Source organism: Campylobacter sp. FOBRC14 (genome assembly GCF_000287855.1).
Taxonomy (GTDB): Bacteria; Campylobacterota; Campylobacteria; order Campylobacterales; family Campylobacteraceae; genus Campylobacter_A; species Campylobacter_A curvus.
The window spans coordinates 159,015-177,711 of sequence record NZ_ALJJ01000016.1 but is presented as its reverse complement, the minus strand read 5'-3'; the positions used below and the strand labels follow the sequence as shown (position 1 = coordinate 177,711).

16 protein-coding genes and 1 tRNA gene are annotated in these 18,697 nt (G+C 44.2%); 13 read left to right on the top strand and 4 right to left on the bottom strand.

Annotation, left to right across the window (positions count from 1 at the left end; translation table 11 throughout):
* Positions 1-18 precede the first annotated feature (18 nt).
* From HMPREF1139_RS08150 to HMPREF1139_RS08110, 8 genes are all read left to right on the top strand, one after another.
* Entirely contained in the window at positions 19-1,341 is a 1,323-nt protein-coding gene (locus tag HMPREF1139_RS08150; protein WP_009650840.1) for an NFACT RNA binding domain-containing protein, read from the top strand.
* A 10-nt stretch (positions 1,342-1,351) separates the two neighbouring features.
* On the top strand, positions 1,352-1,690 hold the full coding sequence (locus HMPREF1139_RS08145) for a hypothetical protein (protein ID WP_009650814.1): 339 nt from the start codon (positions 1,352-1,354) through the stop codon (positions 1,688-1,690).
* Between the two features lie 632 nt (positions 1,691-2,322).
* Entirely contained in the window at positions 2,323-3,054 is a 732-nt protein-coding gene (locus HMPREF1139_RS08135) for a phosphatidate cytidylyltransferase (RefSeq protein WP_009650780.1), read from the top strand.
* Positions 3,048-4,145 (top strand): 1-deoxy-D-xylulose-5-phosphate reductoisomerase, encoded by a 1,098-nt coding sequence (gene dxr / locus HMPREF1139_RS08130; RefSeq protein WP_009650820.1) that lies wholly within the window; start codon positions 3,048-3,050, stop codon positions 4,143-4,145. Before HMPREF1139_RS08135 ends, dxr begins: the two co-directional genes overlap by 7 nt.
* The gene (locus tag HMPREF1139_RS08125) at positions 4,132-5,370 is read left to right on the top strand and encodes a uracil-xanthine permease family protein (protein ID WP_009650931.1); all 1,239 of its coding nucleotides are present in this window, start codon (positions 4,132-4,134) and stop codon (positions 5,368-5,370) included. Before dxr ends, HMPREF1139_RS08125 begins: the two co-directional genes overlap by 14 nt.
* 6 nt (positions 5,371-5,376) lie before the next feature.
* Entirely contained in the window at positions 5,377-6,690 is a 1,314-nt protein-coding gene (locus HMPREF1139_RS08120; RefSeq protein ID WP_009650852.1) for a M99 family carboxypeptidase catalytic domain-containing protein, read from the top strand.
* Positions 6,687-7,694 carry a tRNA (adenosine(37)-N6)-threonylcarbamoyltransferase complex transferase subunit TsaD gene (gene tsaD / locus HMPREF1139_RS08115; protein WP_009650861.1) on the top strand — a complete coding sequence of 336 codons (1,008 nt, stop codon included), beginning with the start codon at positions 6,687-6,689 and terminating at the stop codon, positions 7,692-7,694. Before HMPREF1139_RS08120 ends, tsaD begins: the two co-directional genes overlap by 4 nt.
* A gap of 184 nt (positions 7,695-7,878) precedes the next feature.
* The gene (locus HMPREF1139_RS08110) at positions 7,879-10,887 is read left to right on the top strand and encodes a TonB-dependent hemoglobin/transferrin/lactoferrin family receptor (protein WP_009650936.1); all 3,009 of its coding nucleotides are present in this window, start codon (positions 7,879-7,881) and stop codon (positions 10,885-10,887) included.
* A 61-nt stretch (positions 10,888-10,948) separates the two neighbouring features.
* Here the strand turns inward: HMPREF1139_RS08110 and HMPREF1139_RS11570 are convergent.
* Positions 10,949-11,046: transfer RNA gene (locus HMPREF1139_RS11570), tRNA-Sec, on the bottom strand.
* Positions 11,047-11,212: 166 nt separating this feature from the next.
* Here HMPREF1139_RS11570 and HMPREF1139_RS08105 point away from each other — a divergent pair.
* Positions 11,213-11,764 carry a BON domain-containing protein gene (locus HMPREF1139_RS08105; protein WP_009650804.1) on the top strand — a complete coding sequence of 184 codons (552 nt, stop codon included), beginning with the start codon at positions 11,213-11,215 and terminating at the stop codon, positions 11,762-11,764.
* A 206-nt stretch (positions 11,765-11,970) separates the two neighbouring features.
* Here HMPREF1139_RS08105 and HMPREF1139_RS08100 read toward each other — a convergent pair whose 3' ends face one another.
* Genes HMPREF1139_RS08100 through HMPREF1139_RS08090 form a run of 3 tightly spaced genes read right to left on the bottom strand, consistent with a single transcriptional unit; the run spans position 11,971 to position 15,722 of the window.
* Positions 11,971-14,415, bottom strand: a complete 2,445-nt coding sequence (locus HMPREF1139_RS08100) for an efflux RND transporter permease subunit (protein ID WP_034966368.1) — start codon at positions 14,413-14,415, stop codon at positions 11,971-11,973.
* 6 nt (positions 14,416-14,421) lie between these two features.
* Positions 14,422-15,018: a Tgt2/MlaC family protein gene (locus HMPREF1139_RS08095; protein WP_009650928.1), complete on the bottom strand. Its 597-nt coding sequence runs from the start codon at positions 15,016-15,018 to the stop codon at positions 14,422-14,424.
* 2 nt (positions 15,019-15,020) lie between these two features.
* Positions 15,021-15,722, bottom strand: a complete 702-nt coding sequence (locus tag HMPREF1139_RS08090) for an MlaA family lipoprotein (protein WP_009650790.1) — start codon at positions 15,720-15,722, stop codon at positions 15,021-15,023.
* 159 nt (positions 15,723-15,881) lie between these two features.
* Between HMPREF1139_RS08090 and HMPREF1139_RS08085 the strand changes: the two genes are divergently transcribed.
* From HMPREF1139_RS08085 to HMPREF1139_RS08070, 4 genes are read left to right on the top strand one after another with little or no spacing between them, the layout of a single operon-like run.
* Positions 15,882-16,667, top strand: a complete 786-nt coding sequence (locus tag HMPREF1139_RS08085; protein ID WP_009650850.1) for a TOBE domain-containing protein — start codon at positions 15,882-15,884, stop codon at positions 16,665-16,667.
* Positions 16,668-17,423, top strand: coding sequence for a molybdate ABC transporter substrate-binding protein (modA, locus tag HMPREF1139_RS08080; RefSeq protein ID WP_009650879.1), 756 nt, complete (start codon positions 16,668-16,670; stop codon positions 17,421-17,423).
* Positions 17,420-17,818, top strand: coding sequence for a TOBE domain-containing protein (locus HMPREF1139_RS08075; protein ID WP_009650821.1), 399 nt, complete (start codon positions 17,420-17,422; stop codon positions 17,816-17,818). The genes modA and HMPREF1139_RS08075 overlap by 4 nt, the downstream gene beginning before the upstream one ends.
* Positions 17,811-18,686: a sulfate/molybdate ABC transporter ATP-binding protein gene (locus tag HMPREF1139_RS08070; protein WP_009650811.1), complete on the top strand. Its 876-nt coding sequence runs from the start codon at positions 17,811-17,813 to the stop codon at positions 18,684-18,686. Before HMPREF1139_RS08075 ends, HMPREF1139_RS08070 begins: the two co-directional genes overlap by 8 nt.
* The last annotated feature ends 11 nt before the right edge of the window (positions 18,687-18,697 follow it).

Below are 18,697 nucleotides of genomic sequence, written 5' to 3'. Positions count from 1 at the left end.
TTTAGCAAGGGCAAGGTTATGAAATACGCGCATTTAATCCAGATAGCGGCCTTTTTATCGAAATTTAAAAAGATAAACAGCATAAAACGCGTCGGCGATATGCTGCTCTTGATAGAATTTGAGCGCGAAGATATCTTTTTTGACCTGGCAAAATCGGGCTCTGCGATATATAAAGACGAAAATTTCAAGCAAACTAAAATTTATCAAGCGCCATTTGACAACGTCCTTAAAAAACGGCTGAATTCCGCCCATATCCAAAGCGTAGAGTGCCTGAAAAACAATAGAATTTTAAAATTTACCTGCACGCAAAGCGGCTCATACAAGAGCCTCGTCACAAAGCTCTATCTGGAATTTACCGGTCGCTTCACAAACGCCATCATCACGGACGAAAAAGACATCATCCTAGAAGCCCTGCGCCACATCGACAACAGCTATCGCAAGATCGAAGTGGGCGAGGCTTTAAAAGAGCTTGAGCCCATAGAGATAAAAGAAAAACCAAGCCAAGAGATCACGGACTTTGATAAATTTTTAAAAGATGAATTTGCTAAGATAAATGAGCAAAATTTAGCGAATTTAAGGGCGATCAAACTAGCTGTCGTGCAAAAAAAGCTTGAAAGCTTGGAGCAAAATTTACGCTCTTTGGAAAAAAAGGACGAGCTGCTTAAACAAAGCGAACATTACGCGCATATAGGCTCGCTTTTGCTGGCGAATTTATCGTATTTTAAGGGCTACGAGCGCGAGATAACGCTGAGGGATTTTGACGGTGAGATTTTAAATCTAAGCCTCGAAGACACACCCAAAAATAGTGCGAACGACTTTTACGCCAAGTCTAAAAGGCTTAGGGCAAAGGCGCTTGGCGTGCAGCTAGAGGGGCAAAATTTAAGCCAAAAGATAGAATTTTTAAACGGACTAAGATCGCTTTTACAAGAGGCGAGCAGCGTCGGAGAGCTGGAAATTTTAAGCCCTAAAAGACCAAGTCGCCAGAGCGAAAAAGAGGCTAGATCTCAAAGCGAAAATGTCCAGAGCTTTTATGTGAAAGATTTTAAAATTTTAGTAGGGCGTAATGAAAAAGGCAATGTCGAGCTTTTAAAAAATGCCAGAAAAGACGATATTTGGCTGCATGTGAAGGACGTTCCAAGTGCGCATGTCATCATAAAAACGAACAAAACGAAGCTTGATGAAGAGGTGCTTAGATTTGGCGCTAAGATCTGCGTGGAATTTAGCGTAAAAGGTGCCGGAAGCTACGAAGTGGACTACACGAAGCGCGAAAACGTGAAGATACTAAGCGGCGCTAATGTAAACTATATCAATTTTAAGACGATCATAATAAACAAACGATGAAAGGTGCAAAATGTCAGTAACACCGATAGGAAATACAACTTTTATCAACCAAAATGCGCCGGTCGTCTCGCAGGTGCAAGCGAACAATCAAGCCAGATTTGACATGCAAGCGGCCCTGGCTACGCAGCTTGCCGGCGAGCAAGAGGGCGAGATAAAGCAGATCCGCCCTGCTGAGGAGACATACAAAATAGACCCGCAAAATCAGCATGAAAAAGAAAAGGGCGAGCAGGAGGCGGGAGCTTTCGAGCAAAGCTCACAGCAAGAAAGCCAGCAAAACGAGAGCTACGAAAGCGAGCAGCAAGAGGACGAGAGCCTTAACGAGGGGCATGTGCTTGATATAAAGATATAAATTTTGGCTCTATTTTGACAAAGTGTTGATTTTTAAAATTTTAAGGCTCTATTAAAATATTTCATTGATTTTTGGCTTTCAAAGCAGGAGAATGCGAACAGCGTCCCTGTAAAAACCTTGTGAAGCGACGCTATCACCGCCGATTTTTCACTTCGCTATCGCTCGTGACGCTCTGCTTTGCAGTTGTGAGTGCAACGAAGCGTCTTGAAAAGCTGCGAGCAACGCGAAGCAGAAAAGTCGTGCTAAGGCTTAGCTTCACTTCGTTCGCTGCTCTCGCAAGCAGGGGAACGGCTACTTGCTCTGCACTTTCGCTAGCAGTCGTGAGTGCAACGAAACGAAAAATTAGGGAAGTCCGCAGGGGCTGAGTAGTTTTTTGCGAAGCAAAAAGATTTCCTTGAAACCTTGTTCGCGTCTGTGCTAGGTTGCTCCTGGAGTAAATAAGATTGAAGCGTTTGTTTAAGGGCGTCAATACTTTGTCAAAACAGAGCCAAAATTCCCGCTCCTTTGAAATTTTAAACGCTTGGGCAAACGAAACTTCGCTTGAAAATTTCGCTCGTATAAATTTGATAAATAACCTCTTAAAATTTAAATGCTATAATGCGCTTAAATTTTAGGCAAATCAAGGAGATAAGATGACATCTCGTATCGTAACGGGCGTGCTTATGCTAGCGGCTGTCTTGATAGTATTTTTCATAAACAGCTATATTTTAAATTTCGTCCTGCTAGGCATCGTGCTTTATTTTGCATTTTGCGAGGCGCTCAAGCTCTACGGTATCGAGCATAAGCAGCTAGTTTTCATAGCGCTTGTTTTTTATTCGCTTACGTTTTTTACGAACCCGATATTTATCGCGATGCTGGCTATCATGCTGGTAGCCTCGGTGCTGGCACATGTCAAGAGCCAGAGTTTAAGTAGCGTTTTGCCTTTCATCTATCCGACGACGCCGATATTTATGATGTGGATGCTTTATTCGGAGTATGGTTTGGGGTATCTAGTATGGCTCATTTTGAGCGTCGCAGCCAGCGATACTGCGGCTTATTTTACCGGCAAGGCCGTCGGCAAGCATCCCTTTAGTCCAAGCTCTCCAAACAAAACTATAGAGGGCGTCGCAGGCGGCGTGATAGCCGGTACCATAGTCGGCACGGTATGCGGTAACTTCGTGATGGACGGCTTTTTACAGATCATCTTTACTAGCTTTTTAGTCTGCGTTTTTGCCATTTGGGGCGATCTTTTCGAGAGCTATCTAAAGCGCGCCGGCGGGGTCAAGGACAGTGGCGGGCTTTTCCCGGGACATGGCGGTATGCTTGACAGGATAGACGGATATCTATTTGGCGTCGTCGCACTCCTTTGGGCGCTTTCGTGGTAATACTAGGCTCTACAGGCTCTATCGGTACGAACACTCTTGAAATTTGCTCTCGTCACGGCGTAAGCGTCGAGGCGCTAAGCTGCGCTAAAAATATCGCTCTTTTAAACGAGCAGATTGCTAGATTTAGGCCTAAATTCGTCTGTGTAGCAGATGAAAGCCTGGCTAGCGAGGTCAAAATTTTAAAAAAATCTCAAATTTTTGTAGGCGCAAAGGGTCTACTTGAGATGCTTGAAGCCTGCCAGAGCCAAAAGGTGGTAAATGCTATCGTGGGATTTGCAGGGCTCGCACCCAGTCTAAAGACGCAAGAGCTTGGCAAAAGCCTGGCGCTGGCAAATAAAGAAAGCCTGGTCGCAGGCGGTAAATTCCTGGATACAGCCAAAATTTCACCTATCGACAGCGAGCATTTCGGGCTTAAATTTTTACTGCAAAACCGCACCGCACCAAACCGCCTCATCATCACCGCAAGCGGCGGGGCGTTTTACCGCACGCCGATGAAAAATTTAGCCAAAGTCACGCCAAGTGATGCTTTGAAACATCCAAACTGGAGCATGGGCGCAAAGATCACGATAGATAGCGCCACGATGGCGAATAAACTCTTTGAAGTCATGGAGGCCTTCTGGCTTTACGGCACGAGTAGGATCGACGCTCTCATCGAGCCTACGTCGATGGTGCATGCCTTGGTGGAGTTTATGGACGGCTCTTGCACCGCGCATATCTCGCGTGCTGATATGAAGCTGGCCATCGCGCACGCCGTGCTTGAAAACGTGAGCGAAAATGTCGTAGCGCATGCTGATCTGCTGGCTCTTAAAGACATAAAATTTCACAAGATAAATTTAAAAAAATATCCGATCTTTTCGCTAAAGGAGCAGGTCTTAGAGCGCCCCGATCTTGGCGTGGTGATAAATGCCGCAAACGAGGTCGGAGTGTTTGCGTTTTTAAAGGGCGAGTGCAGGTTTTTGGATATTTCGCGTATCGTTTTGGCTGCGGCGAAGAGATTTGCCGATGTGAAAATAGATACAAAAGATGAAATTTTTGCGATCGACGCAGAGGTTAGAAATTTTACAAAAAGGGGACTAAATGCAAAAATATGAGGGCTATCATTTTAGTCTAAAAGATAGCATCATCGGCGTTCAGTTTTTGTTCGTGGCGTTTGGCGCGCTCGTGTTGGTGCCGATACTAACGGGGCTTGACGCGAACGTAGCGCTTTTTACGGCGGGTCTTGGTACGCTGCTTTTTCAGATAATAACGCGCAAGAACGTTCCGCCGATATTTTTGGCGAGCTCGTTTGCATTTATCGCGCCGATGACTTTTAGCATAAAGGAGTGGGGCGTAGCTGCCACCATGGGTGGCGTGGTGTTTGCCGGGCTTTTTTACGTGATGCTAAGCTTTGTCGTGCGCTTTCGCGGCGAGGGCTTTTTGCATAAAATTTTACCGCCCGTAGTTGTGGGCCCCGTGATAATGACCATAGGCCTCATCCTCTCGCCAGCAGCCGTGAATATGGCGATGGGTAAAGGCCAAAGCGCCTATACTCAGACCGAGGCGCTCATAGTAGCGGGCATCTCGTTAGTAGCCACGATAATCGTGATGATGATAGGACGCGGTATCTTGCGCCTGGTGCCGATACTTTGCGGCATACTCGTGGGCTATGTGGCGGCTTATTTTTTCGGTATGGTAAATTTCGCCCCGATCATTGAGGCGGCTTGGTTTAAGCTGCCAAATTTCAGCGCCCCAAGCTTCGAGCTGGACGCGATCCTTTACATGATACCTATCGCGATCGCCCCTGCTATCGAGCATATCGGCGATATGCTAGCTATCTCAAACGTAACGAAGGAAAATTTCCTCAAAAACCCGGGGCTTAAAAACACGCTGCTTGGCGACGGGCTGGCGACATCGCTGGCTGCCTTTTTCGGAGGCCCGCCAAATACGACATACTCGGAGGTAACGGGCGCTGTCAGCATAACGAAAGCCTATAATCCGGCGATCATGACATGGACATCGATAACGGCTATCGTGCTCGCCTTTGTCGGTAAGCTAGGAGCTGCGCTCTCTACTATCCCGGCCCCAGTCATCGGCGGTATCATGTTGCTACTTTTTGGCATAATCGCAAGCGTAGGCATGGAGACGTTGATAAAAAACAAAGTCGATCTGGCCGATCCTAGAAATATGATCATCGTCGCGCTCATCTTTGTCTTTGCCATAGGCGGTATGGTGCTTGATTTTGGCGTGGTGAGCTTTACTGGTATCGGACTTGGCGCGATCACTGGCATAGTGTTAAATTTATTCTTGCCAAAGAGCAGGCATTACGAGGGCTACTAGCCGTAAATGGGGGATAGGGTGAAAATTTTAAAAATTTTGGCTGTTTTGGCGCTGTTTTGCGCCTTTTTACAAGGTAAAAATTTAGAATACGTGCTCATCAAAAAGGGCGTGCCAAGCGATAATACGATGCTTTTGATAGGCGGCATACAAGGCGATGAGCCGGGAGGATTTCTCGCCGCTTCTATCGTGGCGACGGACTACAACATCACAAAAGGCAGCCTTTGGGTCGTGCCAAATCTAAATTTCCCAAGCATCATCCAGCGAAGCCGCGGCACCAAAGGCGACATGAACCGTAAATTTGCGCACATCGACAGGGGCGATCCCGACTATGACGCGGTAATGCGCATCAAAGACGTGATAACGGACAAAAACGTATCTATCATCTTAAATTTACACGATGGCAGCGGCTATTACCGCGATACGTTTATAAATAAGGACGAAAATCCTGATAAATGGGGCAACACCTGCATAATCGATCAAAGCAGCCTAAAAGGCGCCAGATATGAAAATTTAGAGGGCGTAGCGGCTAGGGTGAGAGACGTCATAAACGCTCATTTGCTTGACGCCAAGCATGCTTATCACATCAAAAACACACACACCGCACTTGGTGATAAAGAGATGTTAAAGAGCCTCACATATTACGCCGTGACACAGGGCAAGTCGGCATTTGCAAACGAAGCGAGTAAAAATTTAAACGCCGAGCAGCGCACCTACTATCATCTGCTGGCTATCGAGGAATACATGCGCGTAGCGGGGATAGAATTCACTCGCCCTTTCGCGCTGAACGTAAAAGAGGTGAAAAAAGCGATAGAAAAAGAGATCCGCTTGAGCCTTTTTGACGATGCTTTCGTGCTGAATATCCACAATCTAAAAGGCAGTCTAAATTTCATCCCGCTCAAAAAAGGCGAGCTAAAATATAGCTCGTCAAACCCTCTCATCGCCGTTTTAAAAGACGGTAACGGCTACAAGGTGCAGTATGGAAACCGCTTCGTAACAAAGCTAAACCCGCAGTATTTCGAGTATGCGCCAGTTTTAAAAGATATCGCACTGGTCGCTGACGGTAAGCAAATTTCAGCCAAAAGCGGGGATAAAATTTCGCTCAAAAACAGCTTTAAAATTTTAAAGATCCCGGGCGTGCGCGTAAATATCATCGGATACAGCGACAAGAGCGGCGACGAAGCGGGCGAGGAGATAGCTAAAAAGCAAATGAGCGGCTCTTACGCTGTCGATAAAGATAACAGGGTCTACCGAGTGGAATTTTACCGAAACGATGGCGGCGCCGATAAATTTGCCGGCATGATCTTGGTGGAGTTTAAATGATACTTGGCATAGAAAGTAGCTGCGACGATAGCTCGGTCGCGCTTTTCGATATCAAAAATTTAAAGCTACTTTATCACAAAAAGATCTCTCAAGAAAGCGAGCACAGCCCCTTTGGCGGTGTCGTGCCCGAGCTTGCCGCGAGGCTTCATACCAGGGCGCTGCCGGCACTGCTTGAAGAGATAAAGCCAAAATTTAAAGACATAAAGGCTATCGCCGTTACGAACGAGCCCGGGCTTAGCGTGAGCCTGATAGGAGGCGTGAGTATGGCAAAGGCGCTTAGTGTGGCGCTAAATGTGCCGCTCATCGCCGTAAATCATCTGGTGGGGCATATCTATTCGCTGTTTTTGGACTGCGAGGCGAGATTTCCACTTGGCGTCTTGTTGGTAAGCGGCGGACACACGATGGTGCTTGACATCGATACGGCGGGTAAAATTTCACTACTTGCCGGCACTAGCGACGATAGCTTTGGCGAGAGCTTTGATAAGGTGGCTAAGATGATACAGCTTGGCTACCCTGGCGGCGCGGCGGTGCAAAATTTAGCGCGGCAATGCAAAGACAAGCAGAGGTTTAAATTTACGATCCCGCTTTTGCACGATAAACGGCTGGAGTATAGTTTTTCCGGGCTTAAAAACCAAGTGAGACTCGAGATAGAAAGGCTAGGCTGCGATACATCGGATAAAAGGCTCTCAAACGACGATATGGCGGACATCTGTTATGCCTTTGAAAATGCAGCTTGCGCGCACATCATGGATAAGCTGGCTAAAATTTTCAAAGAGCGTTCATTCAAGCGTTTTGGTATCGTGGGCGGAGCGAGTGCGAACCTGAATTTACGCTCTCGTATAGAGCGGCTATGTCTTGAAAGCGGCTGCGAGCTACTTTTAGCTCCGCTTGAATTTTGCTCCGATAATGCCGCGATGATAGCACGCGCGGGCCGCGAGAAATACCTAAAAGGCGAGTTTGTGAAGCATAACGAGCTAAACATCAACCCGCGTGTGAAATTTTGATCATCGATACTACCGATCCTTTCGTAATTTATAATAATTTATTTATCCAAAACTAATCAATTTTTTTTATTTTTAATAAAGTTTTAATAATTTTCATTTTAAAATACGCTCAAAAATTGATAAAGATTATATAAATTGCTATATATCGTGTAATCAAAATTTTTAATAAATTCAAGGAGTTTTTATGAGTGGCAACAGATTAAAGTTGTCTTTGATTGCTTTACTGATTCTAAACACAGGAGGGTTATTCGCAGCAGACGAAAAGGATGTAAAGCTAGATAGTATCGAAGTTATCGGCACGACGCCTGATGACGATGTGAAGACCAAAAAGGTCGGGGAGACTAAGAAAAGTGCTGAGACGCTTGAAAGGCAACAAGTAAGCGATAGTAAAGATTTGGTAAAGTACGAAACAGGCGTAACGGTAGTAGAAGGGGGAAGATTTGGTAATAGTGGATATGCTATACGCGGCGTAGATGAAAATCGTGTAGCTATCATGATAGATGGTTTGCGCCAGGCCGAGACATTATCATCTACTGGATTTAAGGAGCTTTTTGAGGGATACGGAAATTTTAATAATACTCGCAATAGCGTAGAGATGGAAAACGTCAAAATGGCTACCATAACAAAAGGAGCCGACTCTATGAAAACTGGCTCAGGTGCACTTGGTGGCTCTGTGATGTTTGAGACAAAGGATGCTAGGGATTATCTGATAGATAAGAACTGGTATTTTGGTTTTAAAAATGGTTACCAAAGTAGAGATAGTCAAAATTTTAGGTCTATTACAGCCGCTGCTAGGCTCAAATGGTTTGATATATTGATTGTAAATACATTAAGAGATGGACACGAGACAAAAAACTATTTTTACGATATTTACAATGGTGACGAGGATAGGACTCATGTAGGTAGAACTCGCGAGAAAGCCGATCCTTATAATATACAAAGAAAAAGTACTATGGTAAAGGTTGGTTTTCAGCCGAGCGATGAGCATAGGTTTAGCGTTATGCATGATGACTCCACTCTTAAATCAAATGGAGAGGACCTATCGTATGCACTTCGTTCATATAGCTACTCTTTGCAAGATACTGCGTTAGGCGAGAGACTTACTAATGATAAATCCACTAGGAAAAATATCCAAGTCGCTTATGAAAATTTTGTAGAGACCCCGTTTTGGGATAGTTTTAAAATTTCTTACTCAACTCAAAAGATAAAAAATAAAGCAAGGACGGACGAATACTGCAATAATGACGGGTGCAATAACGTAAGAAACCCATCAGGACTAAATATGGTATATGATAAAGATGCAGGAGTGTATAAGATAGTAGATAAAAATGGCAAAGAGCTTACGCCCGAATCTGATACCAATGAATGGCTATCTGATAGTAGAGTTTTTAAGGATAGTAATGGCAATAAGGTAGTTTGGCAAGATAATGGTGGTGAAGTCAATTATATGTTTTTAAACTGCTCAAAAGTAGATTGCACTAAAAAATTTAGAGTTTCTAGAGTATATGAAGATGGCTTTGGACAATATCATCACGATTATGTAGATAGAGACATAGAGATATTGACCGCACCAGATGGCACAAAATATGGACGAGTAAAAAGAGAGTTAGACCCAAATGGAGATATAGAAGATTTAAGAATCGCGAGACCAAAATCGGCCGGTTATGTAGAAGATCAATATCACGATAGGGATCTCAATACAGATACGAAACAATTTGATATAAATTTTGAAAAAGAATTCGAACTTTTAGGCATGGAACATTCTGTAAAATATGGTGCACTTTTTGAAAAAACTAAAAAAAGTATGGTAGATCAAGATGGCTTTAAGGGGGCAAATGAAAAATGGTGGGCGGATAAATTTTATGGATATAAGTTTGATCCGAGCAACCCCAATGCTGATGCAAATGGTTACGTTTTGCATCCAGATTGGTACCCTAGAGCTTATAGCTCAAAAAGTAATACTAATGCAAAGCAGACATATCTCATCCCTGTTGAGACTAAAACAACGGCATTTTTTGTTGGAGACAATCTAAAGCTTACTGATTGGCTGGGATTTGATTTAAATTATAGATATGACAAAGTAAAGCATGTCCCAAAATATGATACGAGCGTTCCAGTACCAAAAGGATTGATTGCCGGTATCTTTGTTCCTCTTCCTGGTAATGCTTACGGTCCGGGGGCTACTTGCGGATATAATACAGATTGTATGAATGAAAATATTAGACAAAATTTGGATATATTGTTGCAGAATAAGGAATTTAAAAGTGATTCTTATATCTTTGGATTAAATTTAGATCCATTATCGTTTATGAGATTTCAAGTTAAATACTCAAAGGGCTTTCGTGCGCCTACATCAGATGAGATGTATATGACGTTTAAGCATCCTAGCTTTTCTATTGCACCAAATACAAATTTAAAGGCTGAGATAGCTAAGACCAAAGAGGCTGCACTCACTTTTTATAAAAATCAAAGTTTTATATCATTTAATGTTTTTAAAACGGATTATGAAAATTTTATAGATTTGGTATTTTTAAGGATGAAAGCCGTTGAGGTTGGAAGTGCTTTACAGTATCCTTTTTGGCAAAATATAAATAGAGATAGCGCTAAAGTTAATGGTTTTGAGATAAGCTCTCGTGTAGAATTAGGAGATGCTTTTTCGTCGCTTGAGGGCTTTAGGATAGGATATAAATTTACTCATCAAAAGGGTAGAATGGACGGAAGTATCCCTATGAATGCTATTCAGCCTACGACCTCTGTGTATACGCTAGGCTACTCAACACCGGGTGATAAATATGGTATAGACTTTTATATAACGGATGTCGGAGAAAAAAAGGCAGAAGATACCTACAATATGTATTGGAAGGATCAAATGGAGCACATAGACCCTGATAGTGGTAATTTAGTCCCCGGCAAAATGATAAAAGGTAAACCTGTAACAGATAGCAAGATGGCATGGAGGAGCGGAAACTACACCGTTTTTGACCTGATAGCCTATGCAAGACCGGCTAAAAATTTTGCATTTAGTTTTGGGCTTTACAATATAACTGATCAAAAATATATGACTTGGGATAGTGCAAGATCGATACGTGGTTTTGGAACGACAAATCTAATAGATCAAAATACTGGTGCTGGTATCAAAAGATTTTACGCTCCTGGCAGAAACTTCAAATTTACATGGGAGATCAAATTTTAAAATATGAGTAGGCTAGCTTTGGCTAGTCTACTTTATAAATTTAATGTATTAGTCGAAATTTTGGCGAGAGGATGAGAGAATCGAACTCCCCGCAAGACGGTCAACCGCCCCGCCATCGGATTTGAAGTCCGTGAGCGCCACCAGATCACTTTATCCTCCGCAAGTGAGCGTATTTTAACAAATTTTATGTAAATTTTACTTCAAATTTTTATTAAATTTAAAATTTTAATAAAAATAGCCGCCCCGAGCCCAAAGCATGGCTTAAAAATGCTATAATTCGAGCAAAATTCATAAGGATCTTACCATTTTAAGGGCCGTTGTCGCTATGGTTTTGATATTGTCACTCTCTGGCTGCTCGGCTCTGCTCACCCCGGCTACCGCACCGCTTAACGTCTACGACGCCTACTCGATCTCGCGCGATCAGCGCGGCATCTACTCTATCACGCGAGATAAATTTATCCAGAGCAAACTACGAAGCAAAATTTTCTTTTCAAAAGGGCTTAGCAACCTTGACATCGAGATCGAGTGCTTTTACGGTGATGTCTATCTCATCGGGCTCGTAGATGATATGAGTATGCAAGATAAGCTCGTAGAACTCGCCAAAGATACGGACGGTGTGCGCAAAATTTATACGTATTTGCAGATAAAAAAGCAGGACTATCCCTGCGATAGCCTTAAAATTTTAACCGATTTGAAGCAAAATTTATTTAAAGACAGCATCGTCGAGGGCACGAATGTCAGGGTCAGTATCGTGGGCTGCGATGTCGTATTTAGCGGAGTCGTGGATAGCATCGAGCAAGAAAAGCACGCTATATGGTACGCTAAGCACATCGACGGCGTAGCTGATGTTTATTCGTTTTTAAAGATAATGAAATGAAATTTGGCTTTGTTATAATAAAGTTGATTTTTAAAATTTTAAATGTTTGAGCGTAGCCAAATCTTATGAAACGACGCTATCGCCGCCGATTTTTAGGGAAGTCGTAAGACTGACCGCAAAAATCGTGCTATATGTTCGGCGCCTTGCGGAGCGAATAAGATTTGCGAAGCGTTAGTTTAAGGCTTATAACAGAGCCAAATTTTATTTCACTTTTTCACAAAGCTTATGATGAGGCTTGGCAGTATTATGAGTGCGCCAAGCAGCATGAATACCATTACCAGATCGGTCAAAAGTCCAAAATAAATAGTCGGTATGAAGTTGCTCGTTATCATCACGCTAAAGCCCAAAAATATCGTGAACGAGGTGTAATACATCGCGTATCCGATGCTAGCGTGGCTGGCTTTTATGCTCTCTACTACGCCTTTTGTGAGGCGCTCCTCGCGGAAGCGGTGTATGTAGTGGATGATGTCATCGACGCCGATGCCGATACTGATGGCTGCGATCGTGATACTCATGACATCAAGCGGTATGCCAAAGACGCCCATCACGCCAAATAGCGTGCAAAGCGGGATGATGTTTGAGACGATGGCGATCGTGGCTAGCTTGATACTTTTAAATATAAAGCAAAATACGACAAATAGCATGAGCACGGTCAGCCCGAAAGTATCGACCTGCGAGCTTAGCAAATTTTGAAGCATGTTGTTGTAAAGCACCATCATGCCGACCGTTTCGACCTTTACATCGTCGTTTTTACTGATCTCCTCTACGCCGGCTTTGAGCTCTTTTAAAAACTCGTTGCGGCGTAAATTTTTATCGCTGTCGATGATGCGCATGCTAAATCGTAGCTGGTTGTTTTCTACGCTCACGTAAGGGGTCAGGAGTATATTTTTGTAGTTTTGCGGCAGTTTCTCATACATCGCCGCGAGTAGGAAATCATCGACTTCGCCGTTGTTTAGCTCTTTCATGACTTTGATGAGAGTGCCCAGCGAGCTTACGTTGCCGATGAAATTTTGCTTTTTTAGATGGTCGTGGACCTTCTCCGCTACACGCATGTGGTAGCTATTAAACCAATACTTAGCGTCGTTTGCATCCGCGTCGAATTCACTTTCAAATTCGTCCTTTTGCCCGCCATCGTCTTTTGCCCGCGCGCTATCCTTAAAGGTCACGATGATGTCTACCGGGATCGTGCCACCTAGCTTGGTGTCTATGATCTGCATGCCTTGGCGGATCTGCGTGTCTTCTTTGAAGTAGCCGATGAAGCTGTTTTCGACCTTTAGTTTGCTGATACCATAAAGCCCGAAAACTACGACCAAAACGCAGACGCCGTAGACAAATTTACGCGAATTTATGGCGATAGCGGCGCATTGCTTGGTAAAGTGGAATTTGTTTTCAAACGTCCTCACAGGCGGAATTTTACTTAAATTCACAACTATCGAGCCAAACAATAAAAACGCGAGCACAAGCGATACCGCGATACCCGAGCTCATCATCACGCCTAGCATTATGACGGGCTTGATGTCAGCGGTCACTAGCGAGCTAAAGCCGATGATCGTCGTAAATATCGCCCAAAAAGATGGGCTGAATTTATCGCACATCGTGAGATAGACGAGCTGCTTTTGACTGTATTTTGGGTGCTTTATGTAAAATTCTCGGTAGCTTACGATGAGGTGGATGACCGTGGAGATGGTGATGATGAGCTGCAGGGCGATGTAGTTTGAGCTGATCACCGTTACCTCCCAGCCAAAGAGCCCAAATATCCCGGTCGTAAAAACTACGCTCACCGCGCAGATGAATATCGGCAGTACTATCCAGCGTATCTGCCTGAAAAATAGCCACAAGCTAAAGCCAAGTAGTAGCAAAACACTGATACCGTAAATGTAAAGATCGCTTTTGACAAAGCTTATCATATCATCGGCTATCATATTTGCGCCGCCCAGGAATAAGCTGTTTTGGCTGTTGAATTTCGCGATGCTGGCTTTTATGCGCTCTAAATTTTCATGCTCCTTGATCCTTAGCTCGTCTCGGTAGCGCTTGAACTCGGCCTTCACCTCCTCAAATTTCACATTTTCGGCTACGCTTATGGTGCCGTTTTGCTCTTTTAGGCTAAGCTCGTTTCGCTCGTTTAAAAGCTCGTTAAATTTCTCGTCACCCTTTAAATTTAGCACGATGGCTGTGGTTTTTAGGTCCTTACTGACGAGGTTGCCGCTATAAAGCGGGCTACGAGCGAATTCCTCCCTTGCCTTGCTTTTGTTTATATCCGCATCCATCAGCGTAGGAGTATGTTTGAAAATGCCCGTCAGCCCGCCATCTACGCTCTCAAGGAGCGGGACGTTCAGGATAGAAAGGACGTTTTGCACCATATCGTTTTTGGCTAGTTCGTCGCTTAAATTTTTGATGAGATCAAGGCTCTCGTTAGCTAACAGATCGCCATTTTTGGGCGTGTAGGTCACCACAAGATAGGTCGGTGAGATGTAGCGTTTTGAAATTTCGCGCCAGGCCTCAAGGTCCGGGTCGTGTTCCAGCAGGAGCGTTTCCGCCGAGGCGTCTATGCTAAGCTTCGTGCTAAAGTAGCCAAATAGCGCACTTAGTGCCAAGACAAGCGCGATGATGAGCTTGTCAAAGGTCAGGATAAATTTAAAGATAGCGCGCATCAAGGGCTATTTGTCGCCTTGATTTGGTAGGGTCGTTTGATTTAGCTTTGCTATCAGCGTCGCAAAGTCGGTGTTGTCAAGCAAGTCGGCGAACTGACTGCGGTATGTCTGGATGATGCTCACGCCTATGATGTCAAGATCGTATATCAGCCAGCCGCGCTCCTTCGCGTCGTAAAATTTATAGACAAACTCATAAGGCTTGCCCTCGCTTATGAGCTCGGAATTTAGCCAGTAGCGATTTGGCTGAGGTTTGCTCGCGTCTTTTATGATTATTTCTTGATTGGTGTAGCTAAGTAGCTTATCGATGTATGAACTTTTTAGCTTTTGCTCGAAAGCCTCGTCAAACTGCTTTTGCTCGCTGGCACTTAGGCTGTTGTAGCGCTTGCCAAGGCTGATTTTAGCCATTTGTTTAAAGTCAAATAATGGATCGAATATCGCAAACAGCGCCTTGCTCTTTGTCGCGTTGTCTAAATTTGCATCTTTTAGCACCTTGATGGCTTCGTCCGTGCGCTTAGTCACCTCTTGCTTGATCTCGTTTTCAGAGACCGCCCAAAGGCTACACGCAAATAGCGCTGCGGCAAGTAAAATTTTTAAAATTTTCATATTCATTCCTTGATTAGATGGTTGCGTCTTTGCTCGTAGCCGTCGCGTAGAAACGGATAAAGATCGACCGCATCTTTTTTTAGCTTATCGTATGCCGTCGGATCGTGCGAGAAGTCGTTTAGGTATTTAAACGCGCCTATGCCGATGGATAGCTCTCTTGGCTTTACATAGCTGATAGGATTTGCGAAATAATCTCCCACCATGCCCGCAGTATCTCTTAAATTTGAAGGTCCTAATATCGGCCAAACGATATGAAAGCCGTTACCTACGCCCCAGTATCCTAATGTCTGCCCCAGATCCTCGTCATACTCTTTTAGTCCGTAGTATTTTGCGCCGTCGGTCAGTCCGCCAAAGCCGATTATCGTATTTGCAAGAAATCTCAGCGTCTCCTCGCCTGCATTTTGAAATTTAAGCTGCAACACGTTATTTACGAAGCGGATAGGGAACATGAGATTGTCAAAAAAGTTTGAGATCGCGGTGCGCGCGGGCTCTGGAACTACGTAGGCGTAGCCCTTGGCGGCAGGAGTGAGCATGTTTGAATATATAAAATCGTTCACATTCGTCATCACGCGGTTGTAGCCGCTTAGCGGGTCAAAAGTGTTGGCTTTAGCGTCAAATTCCACATCGAATTCGTCCGCTTCGTTTGTGCTAGGGTTTGCAAAAGCTAGTAGCGTGCTAAAGAAAATAGCCAGCAAAATTCTCATAAAATGTCCTATAATAGCCTAAAATTTTAAAAATTAGTCTAGATTTTATCCTTTTGAAACTTTAAAAGAATTAAAACACTTTATTTGAAATTTTAAGTAAATTAATATATAGCATGAGCTATACTTACGAAATTAAATTATTATATAGAAAGGAAAAAGGTGAAAGCGGACGTAAATTTAGAGCTGTTTTTGAGCGAAGATACACAAGTTTTAGCAAAGCATATACAGCTTCTTAAAGCGGTAAAAAAGACAAAAAGTATAACCAAGGCGGCCGATTTTGTAGGCATCTCGTATAAAAATGCGTGGGACAGTCTCGATACTCTTAACAACAAAAGCCACAAGCCTCTCATAGTTCGCGCGGACGGAAACAAGAAAAATAGCGGCTCGGAGCTAAGCGAATACGGCGAAAAGATGATCGAAATTTACGATGCGATACTTGAAGCGCAGAAAGATTTTTTACAAAGGATCTGCGAGAAGGTCGATTTTAACGATATAGATATCGTGAATTTACAGCGCATGAGTATGAATTTAAGCGCTCGCAACCAGCTATGCTGCGAGATAACGCATATAAACTCAGGCGCGGTGAATACCGAAGTCATCGCTCGCCTTAGCAACGGCAGCACTCTAAGCGCGACTATCACGGTCGAAAGCGAGAAAAATTTAGCCCTAAAGGTCGGCAAAAAGGTCGTCTTTATATTCAAAGCCCCGGCTGTCATCCTGGTAAAAGGCGACGAGAAGCTTAATCTCAGCACGCGAAATCAGCTAAAAGGCAAGGTCATAGAGGCCAAAATAGGGGCGGTTAGCGCCGAGATAACGATGAAGCTAAGCGACGAACAGACCCTGACCGCTATAATCACAAAAGATAGCGCTATGGACATGCAAATAGGCGTCGGCGACGAGCTGACGGCGGTAGTAAAATCATCACAAATCATAATAGGAGTGTAAATGAAAAAATTTCTTTCTTCAATAGTTGCGAGTATAACGTTTGCTATCAGCGCATTTGCGGGGGATATAACAGTCTATGCGGCTGCAAATACGACATACGCTTTCCCTGAGCTCATCAGCGAATTTGCCAAAGTCAGCCCGCAAACAAAGGTAAATGTGACACTTGGCGCGAGCGGCGGCCTCACTACGCAGATACAAAATGGCGCGCCTGCTGATATTTTCATGGCTGCTGATATGGGCTTTACTCAAAAGGTATATGACAGCGGATTTGCAGCGACCAAGCCGGTAGTTTATGCACAAGGCGCGCTTGCGATGTTTTCTATCAGAAATATCGACTTCAAAAAAGGACTAAACGTAGTCGTGGGGCTAAAATCCATCTCGATAGCAAATCCTGAGACCGCACCTTACGGCAAGGCAAGTATCGAAGCGCTCAAAAACGCGAAATTGTTCGATAAAGTCGAAAAACATATCGTCTATGCACAAAAAATTTCAGAGACCCTCTCTCAGGCTCTAAGCGCTGCTGATGTCGGATTTATCGCGGCTAGTGCGCTGTTTGACGAGAAAATGTCAAAATACAAAGAGGGCGTGAACTACGCATTTGTAGATCCAAAGCTCTACACTCCGATCGATCAAGGTATCGTGATAACTAAACGCGCCGAAAATAACGCGGAAGCAAAGGCATTTTACGACTTCGTTTTGGGTGATAAAGGTAGGGAAATTTTCAAAAAATTTGGCTACAACGTCCCGGCTAAATGATAAAAGCGCAAATTTTACAGATACTTGAGCGTGATGGCGTCGGTTGCTATAAATTTCAAATTTCAGGCACCGATGCCGTCATCTATATGCTAGCCCTTGGCGATCACAGCCATTTGCGCGAGGGTCTTAACGTCAGGCTAAATTTCAAAAGCTCCGATGTGATAATCGCTACTTCAAAGCTTCAAAACTGCTCGATACGCAATGAACTTCCATGCAAAATACTTAAAATTTCAAAGGGCGAAATTTTAAGTGTTATTCATCTGAAATTCGCTCAGTTCGAGTTTGAGAGCATAATCTCCAGCCTTTCTTGCAATGAGCTGAATTTAAACGAGGGCGACAGCGTCTTTGCCTATGTCAAATCGACCTGCGTCCACATAAGCGGCATCGATGATTGAAATTTCGTGCAAAAAAGAGCTCAGCGGCGCTAGCGGGAGATTCGTCCTCGATGCGAATTTACAGATAAATCGCGGTGAATTCGTCGCGCTTTACGGTAAGAGCGGTGGCGGCAAAACGACCATCTTGCGCTTGCTGGCCGGCTTTGAAACGCCAGATAGCGGACGCATCAAGGTCGGCGAGCGAGTCTTTTTCGACGAAAACGTAAATTTACCGGCACAAAAGCGAAATATCGGGTTTTTGTTTCAGGATTACGCCCTGTTTGAAAATATGAACGTGCTTGAAAATTTACTCTTTGCAAACAAAGACAAGCAGCTTGCGGATAAGCTTTTAGCCATGTGCGAGTTAGGTAGCCTAAAAGACGCGCGTATCTCAAAGCTATCCGGCGGTCAAAAACAGCGTGTCGCGCTCGCTCGTGCGCTGATGAGACGGCCTGAAATTTTACTGCTTGACGAGCCGCTAAGTGCTCTTGATAACGACATGAGAGGTAAGCTGCAAGATTATTTGCAAGCGCTTCACGCCGAATTCAAGATGAGCGTAGTGCTCGTCAGTCACGATGTGGGCGAGATCTATAAGCTTTGCTCGAAAGTTTTCGTGCTTGATGGCGGTAAGGTAAGCACCGCGGCGAGCCCTGCGGAGGTGTTTTTAAAGCAGTCCGGCTCTCAAAAATTTGCATTTAACGGCAAAATTTTAGAGATAAAACGCTGCGACGCGATATTTGTAGCGCTCGTGCTCGTGGGCCAGCAGCTTTGCGAGATAGTGCTAAGCTGCGACGAAGCGGCCGGGCTAAAGGCGGGCGATATCGTCACCGTGAGTGCAAAGGCCTTTAATGTAAATTTGCAAAAGATAGAGGGCGAAAATGCACGCTAGATCGGACGTAA